The sequence below is a fragment of the Frondihabitans sp. Leaf304 genome, assembly GCF_001423105.1.
In the GTDB taxonomy this organism is placed as follows: Bacteria; Actinomycetota; Actinomycetes; order Actinomycetales; family Microbacteriaceae; genus Frondihabitans.
In genome coordinates, this window is record NZ_LMNV01000002.1 from 56,632 (window position 1) to 71,172 (window position 14,541).

Consider the following 14,541-nt stretch of genomic DNA (forward strand, 5'->3'; position numbering starts at 1 on the left):
CCACCGGGTGCGAGGAGACGAGTTGTACGTCGATAGTCAGAACGACCGCGTCGTTACGAGCCCGACCGATCTCAGCGTGTGGGCGGCGTGCGAGTGGGGGTTTCTACGACGGCTCGACGCGAAGCTCGGGCGGATCAACGGAGCGCTCGACGAGCCCGACTCGATGCTGGAGCGCACTGCAGCCCTGGGCATTGCCCACGAGGAGCGGTATCTCGAGGTGCTGCGGAGTCGGTTCGGAGCGGACGGCGTGGTGGAGTTCGCCGACCGGCCGAAACCAGCTGACTACGCCGCTGCTGCCGAGCAGGCACGGGAGGCGATGGCCCGCCGGGTGCCCGTTCTCTATCAAGCGACGTTCTTCGACGGATGGTTTCTCGGTTTCTCCGACTTTCTCGTGCTGAATGAAGCGGGAGAGTACGAGGTGTACGACACCAAGCTCGCCCGGCACGCGAAGATCTCGGCGCTCCTTCAGCTCGCGGGCTACGCCGAGCAGATAGAGGTACTCGGCATCCCGGTCGGTGACCGGGTGCACCTGGTTCTCGGCGATGGTCGCGTCAGCAGTCACGATCTGATCGACATCCTGCCGGTGTACCGGGTTCAGATCGAGCGTCTGCGCGGAGTTCTCGCCGAGCGTATGGTGGCCACCGACCCCGTCGAGTGGGGCGATCCGCGCTTCTCGGCGTGTGGCCGGTGCGTTCACTGCTCCGTCGAGGTGGAGCGCCACCGCGATCTCGTGCTCGTCGCGGGCATCACTCTGGAGCAGCGCAGGCGGCTCAACGAAGCGGGGGTCGCTTCGATCGACGAGCTCGCTTCGATGGGTGGGCTCGCTTCGATCGATCGAGTCAAGGCCGTCGGCGGGTCACACCGACCAATTCCCGGCATCTCACCGAAGGTGCTCGATCGCCTCGTCCGTCAGGCGAGGGCGCAGGTGGCGAGCGACGAGGTCCCACCGACTGCGGGCGAACGACCCGGCGAGCGGCGGCCGATCGTCGAGGTCGTCTCGCGAAAGGCGCTCGATGCCGTTCCTGCCTCTGACGACGGCGACATCTTCTTCGATTTCGAAGGCGATCCGCTCTACACCGAAGACAATCGCACCTGGGGCCTCGACTACCTCTTCGGGTTGGTCGACAACGACGACGCGTTCGTCACGTTCTGGGCGCATGATGTCGCCGGTGAGCGACAGGCGCTCGTCGACTTTCTCGCCTTCGTGCGAGAGCGCCGTGCCAGGCACCCGGGTCTGCACATCTATCACTACGCCTCGTATGAGAAGACGCACCTGCTGTCGCTCGCGGCGCGCCACGGAGTCGGCGAGGACGAGGTCGATGAGCTGCTCCGGCAGAACGTCCTGGTCGATCTCTATCCGATCGTCCGGCAGGCTCTCGTCGTCGGGTCGCGGAGCTACTCCATCAAGAAGCTCGAACCCCTCTACATGCCGACGACGAGAACCGGCTACGACGTCGCAAACGCGGTCGACAGCATCGCCGCCTACGCGAACGCGATCGACGTCGTTCGTTCGGGTGACGTCGACGAAGGCCAGCGCCTTCTTGACCAGGTCGGCGACTACAACCGGTACGACTGCGTCTCGACGCGGCGGTTGCGAGACTGGCTGCTGACACTTCGCGGCGATGTTCACGAGACCGTCTCGACCGATGGGCTCTCCGCAACCGACCTCACCCTCGTCGAAGCGCCGCTGCCGCCCGAGCCCGACCCCGTCTTCGTCGCCCTCATGGCACTCGTCGAGGGTGTCGATCCCGCTCAGCGCACGGCAGACCAGACCGCCATAGCCCTTGCGGCCAGTGCCATCGACTACCACCGTCGCGAAGCAAAGAAATCCTGGCAGGAGCACTTCAACCGCCTCGAGGCGGACATCGCTGACTTCGCCGACGACAAAGACGTCTTCGTGGTCGAGCGCGCCTCGGTCGAGAGTGAGTGGGCGCCCCCGATCAAGCCGGCGAGAAGCTGGTCGCGACACCTGCGGCTCAGCCTGCGTCCGGCGCCGGGAAGTCGCCTCACGGTCGGTGCGAAGCCGCGGGCCCTCTACGACTTTCCACCCCCTCCGGGGATGAAGACGTCAGGCCCGGCATCGCGGGGCTTCACCGGGTCCATCGAGATCTCAGAGATCGTCGGAGCGACCGATGCCACGGTCGACACGATCGTTCGAGAGGTGCTTCCGAAGGGCGTCGACCCGTACGACGCCCTCCCGGTCGCCTTGACTCCCGGCCCACCGATCGCGACGAAGGTGCTCAGCGGCGCGATCGCCGAGTGGGGGGAGTCCCTTCTCGACCAGGATGCGAGCGACCTGCCGGCGGATCCTGTGCTCGATCTGCTGCGCCGGCGACCCCCGCGAGCGGTGATCGCTCCGATCGTGGGCGACGACACCGTCGGAGCAGTCGTATCGACCCTGCTCTCGTCCGAACAGAGCTACCTCGCCATCCAAGGGCCACCCGGCACCGGCAAAACCTACGTCGGCTCGCGGGTGATCGCGAGGCTCGTCGCCGATCACGGGTGGCGCGTCGGGATCGTCGCCCAGTCGCACGCCGCGGTCGAGAATGTTCTCGACGCGGTCATCGAGGCGGGCCTCGATCCCGACCGGGTCGGGAAGGCGCCGAAAGACCCCGAGAGACATGCCTCGGGGTGGACTCCGCTCACGAAGAAGTCCGGTGAACTCGATTTTCTGAGCCTCGAAGGTGGCCTCGTCTTCGGCGGAACCGCGTGGACCTTCGCCGGCTCGACAGTGGAGCGACGATCACTCGACCTTCTCGTCGTCGAGGAGGCCGGGCAATTCTCGTTGGCACCGACGATTGCGGCCAGTGTCTCGGCCGAACGGCTGCTTCTGCTCGGCGATCCCCAGCAACTGTCCCAGGTGAGCCAGGGCACGCACCCCGAACCCGTCGACGAGTCGGCGCTCGGATGGCTTGCCGACGGACGAGATGTGCTCCCGGCCGAGTTCGGCTACTTCCTCGCCGAAACCCGCCGGATGGACGCTGCGCTCTGCGAGCCTGTCTCCCGGCTCTCCTACAACGGGGCGCTGCGCTCCAGGGCGCCGAAGCGGCTACTGGACGGCATCGAAGCGGGTCTTCATCTCGAGCCCGTCGAGCACCGCGGCAACACGACTGCGTCTCCCGAAGAAGCCGTGCGAGTGGTCGAAGTGGCACTTGATGCGGTGGGTCGCCGCTGGTTCGACGGCCCCGACGATGAGGTCGGGAGGCCGCTCGAGCCCCGCGACATCATCGTGGTCGCGCCCTACAACGCCCAGGTGCATCTGCTGCGCGACGCCCTCGACGACGCTGGTCTGGGAAACACTCAGGCGGGGACGGTCGACATGTTCCAGGGGCGCGAAGGTGTGATTGCCATCGTCTCGCTCGCGGCCTCGTCGGGTAGCGAATCCGTTCGTGGCCTCGAATTCCTGGTGCAGCCCAACCGACTCAACGTCGCTCTCTCTCGCGCCCAGTGGGCGGCCTACCTCGTGGCGTCACCGGCTCTGCAGATCGGGCTTCCGCACTCGATTGCCGAGATGGCCCTCCTCAGTAGCTATGTGCGACTGCTCGACGGAGCCGTCGCCAGCGAGAATCGTCGAGCGGACGAAGTTAAGCAGGGGGCTTAATTTTGCGAAAAGTTAGGTTTATGCTTAATGGGTGTCTCCTGAAACCGTGGTTGCCGTGATCGTCGACATCGTCGACTCGCGAGGTCTCTCTGATCGCGACGAGGCGCAGGGCGAGATCGAGCGGGCTTTCGAAGGGACGCCGGGTGTCGAACCGGTGGACCCTCTGCGGGCAACCGTCGGCGACGAATTCCAGGTCATCTACGCCACCCTTTCCGATGCCCTGGTTGCGACCACCAGCGCCATCCTCGCCCTACCCTCCGGTGTCGAGCTGCGCTTCGGGTTAGGTTGCGGGGAGGTCCGCTCCGTCGGATCCCGCACGGCCGGCCCCGTCCAAGACGGTCCTGGCTGGTGGTCCGCCCGAGAAGCCATCGAAGAAGCACACCGCCGCGAAGACGGCAGAAGTCCGTTCCTTCGCTCCTGGTATGTCTCTGCCGACGATCGAGGCGGCATCGAGGAGCGCGTCGTCAATGCCTACTTCTTGAGTCGCGACCACATCGTCGCCCGAATGACCGCCCGTGCGCGTCGCGTGACACTGGGGCTCCTGCGTGGTGACACACAGACGCAGATCGCCGAAGCGGAGGGGGTCACTCCCTCGGCCATCTCGCAGTCGGTGCAGAAGTCCGGTGCGATCGCGGTCGTCGAGGGCCTTCGGGCGCTCAGCCCGGGAGGTCGCTGATGCTCGCCGGGCTCCTGCTTGCGCTCATTGGAGTGGCCGACATCGTGAGGGCGAGGGCGGGCGCGACCACGATGGGCGGGGCGACTTCGAGGACGAGCGCCGGACCCGGGAGGGCAGGGCGCTCCGGGAGCGCCGGGCGCGTCGGAAGAAACAGGGAGAGCGCGATCGCCATCGCCGTGGTGTGGATCGGGCTAGGAGCAGTGGCGTGGTTCGGCCTCGGCATCGAGCCGTGGATCGTGCTCGGCGTCGCGGCCGCAGCCGGCCTGTGGGTGGCATCGACCACGGCGGTCGGATCGGGGGTCGTGGCATCGACGACGGGGCGGCCTGCAGTGGGAGAGGCTTCGGGGTCAGTGAGTCGCCGCGACCCTGCTCGGTGGTCGCTTCGTCGATCGGGGTCGTGGCCGTCGATACTTCTCGCGGTCGTGGTGGTCGTGCTGTTCGTGGCCGGGCCCGGCAGCGCCGCTTCGGCAACCGGGTTCGTCGTCGACTGGCACCGCGACTCCGGGCTGAGCTTCGTCGACGCCCTGCCGCTCGCGGCCCTCGTGGGGGGTGTCGGCTCAGCGCTGTTCCTCGTCGATTCGGCCAACATCGTCGTGACATCGGCGCTCCCGAGCGGCATCGCCGTCGACCCCGTCGCCGCAGGCGTCGATCCCGTCATCGACGACCAGACCGACGGGGCGCCCGGGGCACCTGGGCAGGGCGCTCAGCGAGAGGCCGAGGGCGAGCCCGCTCCCGGCGACGAGGAGGTCGCCGAAGTGCCCGAATCGCAGACGCGGGAGCTCAAAGGCGGACGCCTCATCGGCCCGATCGAACGGTTGCTTCTCGCCGGATTCGCGCTCACCGGCGCCTTTCCCGTCGTGGCGGCGCTCATCGCAGCCAAGGGCATCGTCCGGTTTCCCGAAATCAACCGGGCAACCACGGGCAATCCGGCCGAGTACTTCCTCATCGGCAGTCTCGTGAGCTGGGCCACGGCCTTCTCGCTCGCGGGTCTGTGCTGGTTGTTAGCGCTGGCCTAATTTTCGGGCGATGTTAGGTGTGGGCTTAACTGGCGGGGATGCAGGCTGGAAGTCGAGCGGCCTTGGGCCGGATCCTTGCTGTCTGGTAGCGAGATGGCCGTATCTGCAGCCTGGACGCGGTCGACCGGGAGATCGGGCCATCTCGCAAAGCCGGCGGGCACCGACGGGAGCGACACCGGCGGAGCGGCGCCGGCAGGCGCGACAGGCGTAGCGCCGACAACCCCCCGCATGTGCAAACACTAAGCGTCACGTAACCGGACTCCCGCGCGAGCCCCCGACCGACTACGGTCAAGAAATGAGCGCGGAGCTGACCCTCGGGGCGGAAGAAGAGCTGCACCTGATCGACCTGCAAACGAAGCGGCTGTCGGCCCGAGCGCCCCAGCTGCTCTCGAAGTTGCCGCCCGAGAAGTTCGGCGCCGAGCTCCAGCGCACCACGGTCGAGACGAACGTGCCCGTGGTCACGAACCTCACCGATCTGCGCACCGAGATCCTCGCTCTGCGCAAAGAGCTGGTCGATGTCGCTACCGATGCCGAGCTGGCCATTGCAGCAGCCGGCACCGCCCCGCGGAGCGAGTTCGCCGACTTCGAGCTGACGACGACCGGCCGCTACGGCCGGATGCAGGAGCAGTACCGCATGCTCGTCGACGAGCAGCTGATCTGTGGCCTTCAGGTGCACGTGGGGGTGGCCGATCGCGACATGGCCGTGCAGATCATGGGTCGCGTGGCTCCCGTCTTGCCAGCTCTCCTGGCTCTGAGCGCGAGTTCGCCGTTCTGGAACGGCCAAGACACGGGTTACGCGAGCATCCGTTCGATCATCTGGCAGCGCTGGCCGAGTGCCGGCGCGACGGGGCCGATGGCGAACGCGGGGGAGTACGACCGCCTGGTGCAAGACCTGATCGGCTCCGGAGTGATCGCCGACGCCAAGATGGCTTACTTCGACGTTCGACCGTCGTCTCACGCACCGACGCTCGAGCTCCGCACCTGTGACGCCTGCCCGCTGGTCGACGATGCCGTGCTGATCGCCGGGCTGTTCCGCGCCGCGGTGCGGAAGGCGGAGGTCGACATCCTCGACGGCAAGCCCGAGAAGCTCCGCGCGCAGCCGCTTCACCGGGCCGCGATGTGGCAAGCCGCCCGGGCCGGGCTCACGGGCGAGCTGCTCGATCTCGGCGTGCATCCCGAGCGTCTTCCGGCGGCGCAGGCGGTCCGGCAGCTGTCGGCGTCACTCCGCCCGCAGCTTGAAGAGCTCGGAGACTGGGCCGACGTCGAGGGGCTGATCGAGCAGACGCTGGCGCGCGGCAACTCGGCGGATCGGCAACGCGCCGCCTATGCCGAGAACGGCCGTATCGACGATGTGGTCGACCTGGTCGTCAAAGAGACGCACGGTCCGGCCGGCGGCGATGCCGCGAGCACTCCGAGCATCAAGGGCTACCGCTTCCGCGCCGGTGACGAGGCGATCGGACCGGGACTTCGGGCGCGACCGGCCTACGCCGACATCGCGGGCTACTTTCGTCAGCTCGACCCGGAGACCATCCGGCAGCGGGCCGACGCACGCGACACCTGGACGAAGAATCGGGGTCTGAGCTTCACCGTTGGCGGCGAGCTCCGCGGCTTCACCGTCGATCTGGTGCCGCGAATCGTGACGAACCACGAGTGGAGTCAGCTCGCCGAGGGCCTGACGCAGCGGGCACGGGCGATCGAGTCGTTTCTCCAGGACGCCTACGGCGCGAGACGGATCGTCGCCGACGGCGTGCTGGCCGAGGCCGATGTCGTCGACGCGATGGGCTGGCGTGTCGAGGCGGCGCTTCTGCCGACCGGCACGGTCCACGCGCCGATCCAGGGCTTCGACCTGATCCGCAACGAGTTCGGCGGCTGGCGGGTGCTCGAAGACAACGTCCGGAGCCCGAGTGGTGCGGCCTACGCGGTAGCCGTCCGCCACCTTCTCGACGAGATCGTGCCGGAGGCTCCGCGACCAGCCGGGCTGCTGGATCCTGAGACCGTCTTCGGTCTGCTCCGCGAGACCCTCCTGGCCCACGCGAAGAGCGACGATCCCACGGGCGCCGTTCTGAGCGCAGGATCCGACAGCTCGGCCTGGTACGAGCACAAAGCGCTTGCCGAGGGCGCCGGGTTTCTGCTGGTGACCGCCGACGATCTCGCGGTGAGCGATCACCGGGTGGTCGAGCGGGCCACCGGCCGAGTCATCGACACGCTCTACCTGCGCCTCGACATCGAGCTGATCGAGGTGGCGAGTGCGGCAGACCCCGACCTCGGCGTGAAGATCATGGACGTCGCGGCGACCGGCGACGTGTTTCTCGCTAACGCCCCGGGCAATGGTCTCGCTGACGACAAGGCGATGTACGTCGCGGTGCCCGATCTGATCGAGTACTACCTCGACGAGAAGCCGCTGCTCGAGTCGGTGCCGACCTATCGCCTGAGCGACGAGGCCGAGAAGCTCAGCGTGCTCGATCGTGTCGGCGAGCTCGTGACGAAGCCGGTCGACGGCGAGGGCGGGCACGGCGTGCTGATCGGGCCGAGCGCCAACGCGGCGGCCGTTGCGGAGCGTCGCGCCGAGATCGCCGAAGACCCGGCTCGCTGGGTCGCCCAGGAGGTCGTGACCCTGTCGTCGCATCCGACGTTGACCGCGCGCGGCCTCGAGCCGCGCCATGTCGACCTCCGGGCGTTCGTCTACCTGACGGGCGTGGGCCCGACGCAGAGCCGGCTCGCCGACTTCGGGCTGACGAGGGTCGCCCCGGAGGGGAGCATGGTCGTCAATTCGTCGCGAGGCGGCGGGGCGAAAGACACCTGGATCATCGGCCCCGAGCCCTCAGAGGAGAACTGACATGTGCGGACTCGCCGGTGAGCTTCGATTCGATGGTGAGCGGGCGGATGTCGCCGCGCTCGCCCGCATGGCCGGGTGCCAGGTGCATCGGGGCCCCGACGGCGACGGCCTCTGGTCGCGCGGGCCTGCGGGTCTGGCGCACCGGCGACTGTCGATCGTCGACCTGTCGCCCGGCGGCGCGCAGCCGATGGTCGATGCCGAGCTCGGCCTGACGATCGCCTACAACGGCATGGTCTACAACTACGTCGAGCTCCGCGACGAGCTGCGGGCGAAGGGTCACCACTTCTTCTCCACCTCCGACACCGAGGTGATCCTCAAGGCCTTTGCCGAGTGGGGAACGCACTTCGTCGACCACCTCATCGGCATGTTCGCGATCGCCATCTGGGAGCATCGCAGCGGTCGGCTGATCCTCGCCCGCGACCGCCTCGGCATCAAGCCGCTCTACTATGAGCAGACCGCTTCGCGCCTGCGGTTCGCGTCGACGCTGCCCGCCCTGCTCGCGGGTGGCGGCATCGACACGTCGATCGACTCGGAGGCGCTGGCGAGCTACATGACCTTTCACTCGGTCGTGCCGGCACCGCGTACGATCCTCGCCGGGGTGAAGAAGCTGCCGCCCGCGACCGTGCGGGTGGTCTCCCCGACCGGCGAGGTGGACGACACCACCTATTGGGAGCCCTCGTTCACTCGGGATCCCGCGCGGAGCGGATGGAGCGAGACGGAGTGGCAGGACGCGGTCATCGATTCGCTGCGCACCGCTGTGAAGCGGCGCATGGTCGCCGACGTTCCCGTCGGGGTGCTGCTCTCGGGCGGCATCGATTCGAGCCTCGTCGTGGCGCTGCTCGCCGAGGCGGGCCAGACCGATCTCGAGACCTTCAGCATCGGCTTCGACTCGGCCGGCGGAGAGTCGGGCGACGAATTCGAGTACTCCTCGATCGTCGCGAAGGAATTCGGCACGAAGCACCACCGGATCCCCATCGCCTCCGACAAGCTCCTGCCGGGCATCGACGGAGCCATCGCCGCGATGAGCGAGCCGATGGTCAGCCACGACTGCGTCGCCTTTTATCTGCTCAGTCAGGAGGTGTCGCAGTCGGTGAAGGTCGTCCAATCGGGCCAGGGTGCCGACGAGGTGCTGGGCGGTTACGACTGGTATCCGCCACTCGCCGGTGTGCCGCGCGATGGGGCTGCCGAGGCCTACGCGTCGGTGTTCTTCGACCGGCGCTGGAACGACATGAAACGCTGGCTGCGGCCCGAATGGCTGGAGGAGAACGACTCGCCGTCGGCCTTCGTTCGAGCCCACTTCGCTCGCCCCGGCGCCGACACGTCTGTCGACGCCGCACTTCGTCTCGACACGACCATCATGCTCACCGACGATCCGGTCAAACGCGTCGACAACATGACTATGGCCTGGGGGCTCGAAGCGCGCGTCCCCTTTCTCGACCACGAATTCGTCGAACTCGCCGGGGCGATCCCGCCCGATCTGAAACTCGCCGACGGGGGCAAGGGAGTGCTGAAGCGCGCCTCCCGAGGCATCGTGCCCGACGCGGTCATCGACCGGACCAAGGGCTACTTTCCGGTGCCGGCCATCCGCCAGCTCGAAGGCCCCTACCTCGAGAAGGTCCGCGAAGCTCTGCTCGACCCAGCCGCGAAGTCGCGCGGGCTGTTCCATCCGGCTACCGTCGAATCGATGCTCGCGAACCCGAACTCCGCCCGAACGACCCTCGGATCGAACGCGCTCTGGCAGCTCGCCACGCTTGAGATGTGGCTGCAGGCGCAGGGCGTGGCGTCGTGAGCGGCCCTGCGGGCGGGGTTGCGTCGGGGTCGGCCGTGGCGGATCCTGTGCTCGCCGACCCGTTCGTCGAGTCGCTCGTCGGCGCGTGGGGATCGTGGGGTCCGACGATGACTCGGAACGCCCGCCGTGTCGCGTTCGTCAGCGACCGCTTCGGCACGCCCGAGGTCTTCGTGCAAGATGTCGTCGTCGCGGGCTCACTGCCGACGCCGACCCGGATCCGACTCTCGGACGACCCTGTGATCGCGGTCTCGTGGTCGGCCGACAGCGACTGGCTCGCCGTGGCCGTCGCCACCGACGGGGGAGTGCGGCAGCAGGTCTGGGTCGTGCGCCCCGACGGCTCCGACGCGCAGCGGATCGCGGGCTCGCGCGACCAGCACGCCGAGCTCGGCCCCTGGTCGCGCAGCGGTCACCGCGTCGTCGTGACGCTTCCGTCGACCGAGCCCGAGCAGCCGGCCCGCTCGTATCTCGTCGACCCCTCCGACGGGAACCGCGTCGATCTCGCCTCGGGCGACCTCATCCACATCCTCGACCTCTCGGTCGAAGAGCGACTCGTCGTGCTCCGCGACGGCGGCCGCGGACACGAGTTCGTCGTGATCGTCGACCGGCTCACCGACGAAGACCACCCCCTGCTCACCTCGCCGTGGGCCGGGTCGGCCGAGACGGCGCTGATCCGCCCCGCGCCCGAGAGCGAATCCAGCCCGCTCATCGCGTATCTCTCGACCGAGGCGGGGCTCCCGCGCCGACAGCTGGTAGCCATGCCGATCGGCCCGCACGGCTGGCGGGGCACAGCCCGCGTGCTCGCGGGGCGCGACGACGCCGAACTCGAAGAACTCGACGCCGACGATGCCGGGCGCCTGCTGCTGCTCGTCTGGAATGTCGCCGGGCGCAGCGAGCTCGATCTCTACGACACGGCTGCCGGATCCTTCTCGCCCGTGCCCGGTGTTCCCGGCCAGGTCGTGACGCACCCGGTGCTCTCCCGCGACGGGCGCAGCGTGCTCGCGACGGTCGAGGGGCCGACGCGACCGCGCGAGCTGTGGCGGCTCGACACCGCGGCACTGACCTGGACGCGCGTGACCGACGGGCCGACGCTGCCGGACGGTCTCGTCGAGCCCACACTCGAGACGTTCACGGCGCGCGACGGGCTCACACTGACGGGGTGGCTGTACCCGGCTGTCTCGTCCGGTTCGACTGAGTCGTCCGGTTCGGCTGTCTCGTCCGGTTCGGCTGGTACCGGGGCAGGATCCGGCGCCGCCGCCCTCATCCACCTCCACGGGGGCCCCGAATCGCAGGAGCGCCCCACCTTCTCGGCCCAGCACCAGGCTCTGGCCGCGGCCGGCATCACCGTGTTCGCCCCGAACATCCGTGGATCGTCCGGTTTCGGCAAGGAGTTCGTGCACGCTGACGACCTCGAACTGCGCTGGTCAGCACTGGCCGACGTGGTCGACGCCGCGCACCACCTCGTCGCCCGGGGCCTCGCCGATGCCTCGCGCATCGCCGTCGAGGGCCGCTCGTACGGCGGCTACGCGACCCTCGCCTCTCTCGCGTTCACGCCCGACGTGTTCGCGGCCGGGGTCAGCGTCTGTGGAATGAGCGACCTCCACACCTTCTATCGCGACACCGAACCCTGGATCGCCTCCGCCGCCACTACGAAGTACGGCCACCCGGTCGACGACGCGGCATTGCTCACCGCGCTGTCGCCGATGCGCGCCGTCGATGACATCGCCGTGCCGTTGCTCGTGGTGCACGGCGAGCTCGACACGAACGTGCCGATCGGCGAGGCCCACCAGATCGTCGAGGCCCTTCGAGCGCGAGCGGCGCCGGTCGACTATCTCGAGCTCGCGGCTGAGGGGCACGAGTACCGCCGGCTCGAGTCACGGCGGGCGCTGGTCGCGCGCATGGTCGAGTTCGTGGCTGGCGCTCTCGGGGTCGGCGCGGAGCATCGCTAAACGAATTACGCGTCGCTAACCGAGACGACGGTGAGTCGTGCTTAAAACGGTAAGCGAAGGATCCGCGCATCGCCGCTGAGCACGACCGTGCCCGCGCGGTCGGCTCAGGCCGGCTGGGCCGGCGTCGGCACGATCGGCACCGACCCCGTCGGCGTCTGGTCGAGCGTCGTCGGAAGCGCGGCTGTCGGGGCGTCGCTCCGCGCCGCTCGGACGCACGCGATCCCGACCAGGATGGCGCCGCCGCCGAGCAGCTGCGGCACGGTGAGCCGCTCGCCGAGGAGGAGCCAGGCGTAGAAGGTCGCGGCGACCACTTCGAGCAGGCCCGCAAACGAGGCGAGGCGCGATCCGAGCCGCTCGGCGGCGGCGATGTTCGCGGTGTAGGCAATCGCGGTCGCGACGACGCCGATCACGACGACGGGCACCCACCAGGCGACGGGTGACCCGAACAGCGCGACATCGCCGAGGGGTGCCTGGAAGGGGACCAGGCGCACCACACCGGCCAGAGCGAGCGACGCGGCCCCGAGCAGCAGACCGAAAGCGGCGAGTGCCACGGCGGGGAGCCCGTTCGGCGGGGCAGCGGCCACGACGTAGTAGATGGCGCAGCCGACCATGGCGCCGACGGCGAAGAGGAGGCCGACCGGATCGAGGGCGACGCCGGATCCTGGGGCCACGACCAGAACCAGGCCGACGAGCGCGACCACGCTGCCGATGAGCACCAGCGACTGGGGTCGTCGGCGGCTCCGGGCCCAGGCGACGGCCACAAGCAGGAGCGGCGCCATGTATTCGAGCAGGATCGCCGTGCCGACGGGCACGCGCTCGAGTGCGGCGAAATAGGTGAGCTGCGTGGCTGCGACGCCGATCGCGCCGGTCGCGACGATGCGCCAGCGGTTCCGCCAGAGGGCGTTCCAGCGACCGCGGAGGGCGACGGCGGCGAACGGTGTCAGCACGAGCCCGCCGACGAGCGACCGCACGGTGACCGCGGCGGCCGGACTCCAGCCCGCCTCGAGCAGCGGCTTGGCGAAGGCGCCCGAGAGGCCGAAGGTGAGGGCGGCGACGACGGCGATGACGAGGCCGGTCGAGGTGGTGGAGCGGGGCATGGCGACTCCTGGCGGGAGGGTGGCGGGGTGGATGATCCACACGCTAGTGTTGCCGTGAGTAAGGAGTCAACTTGCATTTTGCCCCTGACACAACTGAGACGCTGGAGTTCGTCGTGGCGCTCGTGAACACCGCCCCGGGCGCCACCCGGTCGGGAGAGGACGGGCTGCCGGATCCTGCCGCCCTGACCGCGCTGCTCGACGAGTACCGCTACTCGGGGCGGTTCGATCGCGACCCGGCCGAGCTCGCCGAGGTGCTCGACGCCCGAGACCTGTTTCGCCGGCTGTTCGCGCTCGATCGGGGCGACGCGGTCGCCCTCGTCAACCGGCTGCTGCGCGACGCCTCGGCTCTGCCCCAGCTCGTGCGGCACGACGAATTCGACTGGCACCTGCACGCGACCGAGCCGACCGCGCCCCTGGCCGAGCGCATGCGCGTCGAGGTCGCCCTCGCGCTCGTCGACGTGCTGCGGACCGACGAGTTCGACCGTCTGCGAGAGTGCGGCGCCCCGGACTGCGAGGGCGTGTTCGCCGACCTCTCGCGCAACTCGTCGAAGCGGTTCTGCAGCGTCCGGTGCGGCAACCGAATGAACATGGTGGCGTTCCGCGCCCGCGCAGCCGACTGATCGGAATTCGATAGCGCCGGTTCAGGATCCGAGGCGGAGAATGAGCGCAGGAGCAGACACCTCATGCAGACCATCAGCTACAGCATCTCGATCGTTCTCTTCGCCGCGATCCTGGCCGAGACGATGGTCAGCGTGCGCGCCTCGAAGGCGGTGCGGGGGTCGCGCGAGCGCTACGTCGCCCTGACGCAGCGGCGCCTGCTCAGTTGGGCCGTCATCGTCGGGTTCGCCGTCTCGGGCATCGTCGGCAGTCTCGCGGGCGAGCCGTTCTCCTCTCTCAGCCTTCTGATGGCCGCGTACCTACTGTCGCAAGAGCTCAAGAATCACGGCGATGACGACGACTGGTTCAAGGGCCGCAAGAAGAAGATCTGGGGCGGCGTGAAGAAGCGGCTGAAGGCCCTCGTTCGGCCGCCGCGGGTGTCGAGGCCGCCGGTGCGGGTGCCGTCGCCGGCGTTCGGGTAGCGCTTCGAGGGCGGGCCCGGCCGAAGTGACGCGGTTCGGCCAAACCGACGCGGAGCGCCGAGTGCAGTTGGCCGAAACGCGTCACTTCGCTGAAAGCCTCGCGAGGCTCGTGGCGCCACTTTGCCAGAGTTGTGAACACCGGCGCCGCTAGGGTCGCGTCATGCGCCTGCTGCCCCTCCTCTCGGTCCCGGCCTTCGCGGCGCTCTTCGTCTGGCGGGCGTCGTGGAGGGAGTTCCCGTGGGGAGCGCCCTGGATCTATCTCGTGCTGAGCGTGTTGCTGTTCGTCGTGTACGGCGTCGACAAGCGGGCTGCGCGGCGCGGTTCCTGGCGAATCTCGGAGCGCAACCTGCTCATCGTCGGCGTGCTCGGCGGGTGGCCCGGCGCGGTGGTCGCGCAGCAGGTGTTCCGGCACAAGACCCGCAAGTCGTCATTCCAGTGGGCTTTCTGGGCGACCGTGACGGTGAACGCGGTCGTGGTGCTCGCGTTCGTCTGATCCGCCGA

11 protein-coding genes are annotated in these 14,541 nt (G+C 68.7%); 9 read left to right on the top strand and 2 right to left on the bottom strand.

The window, feature by feature from the left end; genetic code table 11:
- The first annotated feature begins 22 nt into the window (after positions 1–22).
- Both ASF54_RS00220 and ASF54_RS00225 read left to right on the top strand, forming a co-directional pair.
- The gene (locus tag ASF54_RS00220) at positions 23–3,601 is read left to right on the top strand and encodes a TM0106 family RecB-like putative nuclease (protein ID WP_055957340.1); all 3,579 of its coding nucleotides are present in this window, start codon (positions 23–25) and stop codon (positions 3,599–3,601) included.
- 31 nt (positions 3,602–3,632) lie between these two features.
- A complete protein-coding gene (locus tag ASF54_RS00225; RefSeq protein WP_084815835.1) occupies positions 3,633–4,277 on the top strand; it encodes a SatD family protein in 645 nt (214 codons plus the stop codon).
- Here the strand turns inward: ASF54_RS00225 and ASF54_RS00230 are convergent.
- Complete coding sequence (locus ASF54_RS00230) at positions 4,258–4,449, bottom strand: hypothetical protein (protein ID WP_157509968.1); 192 nt, start codon at positions 4,447–4,449, stop codon at positions 4,258–4,260. The genes ASF54_RS00225 and ASF54_RS00230 overlap by 20 nt on opposite strands.
- Before the next feature lie 28 nt (positions 4,450–4,477).
- Between ASF54_RS00230 and ASF54_RS16805 the strand changes: the two genes are divergently transcribed.
- From ASF54_RS16805 to ASF54_RS00250, 4 genes are all read left to right on the top strand, one after another.
- Positions 4,478–5,293: a hypothetical protein gene (locus ASF54_RS16805; RefSeq protein WP_055957348.1), complete on the top strand. Its 816-nt coding sequence runs from the start codon at positions 4,478–4,480 to the stop codon at positions 5,291–5,293.
- A 295-nt stretch (positions 5,294–5,588) separates the two neighbouring features.
- The gene (locus ASF54_RS00240; protein ID WP_055957349.1) at positions 5,589–8,129 is read left to right on the top strand and encodes a glutamate--cysteine ligase; all 2,541 of its coding nucleotides are present in this window, start codon (positions 5,589–5,591) and stop codon (positions 8,127–8,129) included.
- 1 nt (position 8,130) lies between these two features.
- Entirely contained in the window at positions 8,131–9,918 is a 1,788-nt protein-coding gene (locus ASF54_RS00245; RefSeq protein ID WP_055957350.1) for an N-acetylglutaminylglutamine amidotransferase, read from the top strand.
- Entirely contained in the window at positions 9,915–11,864 is a 1,950-nt protein-coding gene (locus tag ASF54_RS00250) for a S9 family peptidase (protein WP_235480891.1), read from the top strand. Before ASF54_RS00245 ends, ASF54_RS00250 begins: the two co-directional genes overlap by 4 nt.
- 104 nt (positions 11,865–11,968) lie before the next feature.
- On the opposite strand, the gene ASF54_RS00255 is transcribed toward ASF54_RS00250, so the two are convergent.
- Complete coding sequence (locus ASF54_RS00255) at positions 11,969–12,961, bottom strand: EamA family transporter (RefSeq protein WP_055957352.1); 993 nt, start codon at positions 12,959–12,961, stop codon at positions 11,969–11,971.
- Positions 12,962–13,032: 71 nt separating this feature from the next.
- Between ASF54_RS00255 and ASF54_RS00260 the strand changes: the two genes are divergently transcribed.
- From ASF54_RS00260 to ASF54_RS00270, 3 genes are all read left to right on the top strand, one after another.
- Complete coding sequence (locus ASF54_RS00260) at positions 13,033–13,581, top strand: CGNR zinc finger domain-containing protein (RefSeq protein ID WP_084815837.1); 549 nt, start codon at positions 13,033–13,035, stop codon at positions 13,579–13,581.
- A gap of 63 nt (positions 13,582–13,644) precedes the next feature.
- A complete protein-coding gene (locus tag ASF54_RS00265) occupies positions 13,645–14,040 on the top strand; it encodes a hypothetical protein (RefSeq protein ID WP_055957354.1) in 396 nt (131 codons plus the stop codon).
- Positions 14,041–14,200: 160 nt separating this feature from the next.
- A complete protein-coding gene (locus ASF54_RS00270; protein WP_084815838.1) occupies positions 14,201–14,533 on the top strand; it encodes a DUF1294 domain-containing protein in 333 nt (110 codons plus the stop codon).
- Positions 14,534–14,541: the final 8 nt, after the last annotated feature.

What these genes read in the sequence shown, in the direction of transcription:
- ASF54_RS00230 (WP_157509968.1), bottom strand. Translation starts at nt 4,449, where the DNA reads ATGGCGATCGCGCTCTCCCTGTTTCTTCCGACGCGCCCGGCGCTCCCG.
- ASF54_RS00240 (WP_055957349.1), top strand. Translation starts at nt 5,589, where the DNA reads ATGAGCGCGGAGCTGACCCTCGGGGCGGAAGAAGAGCTGCACCTGATC.
- ASF54_RS00245 (WP_055957350.1), top strand. Translation starts at nt 8,131, where the DNA reads ATGTGCGGACTCGCCGGTGAGCTTCGATTCGATGGTGAGCGGGCGGAT.
- ASF54_RS00255 (WP_055957352.1), bottom strand. Translation starts at nt 12,961, where the DNA reads ATGCCCCGCTCCACCACCTCGACCGGCCTCGTCATCGCCGTCGTCGCC.
- ASF54_RS00265 (WP_055957354.1), top strand. Translation starts at nt 13,645, where the DNA reads ATGCAGACCATCAGCTACAGCATCTCGATCGTTCTCTTCGCCGCGATC.
- ASF54_RS00270 (WP_084815838.1), top strand. Translation starts at nt 14,201, where the DNA reads ATGCGCCTGCTGCCCCTCCTCTCGGTCCCGGCCTTCGCGGCGCTCTTC.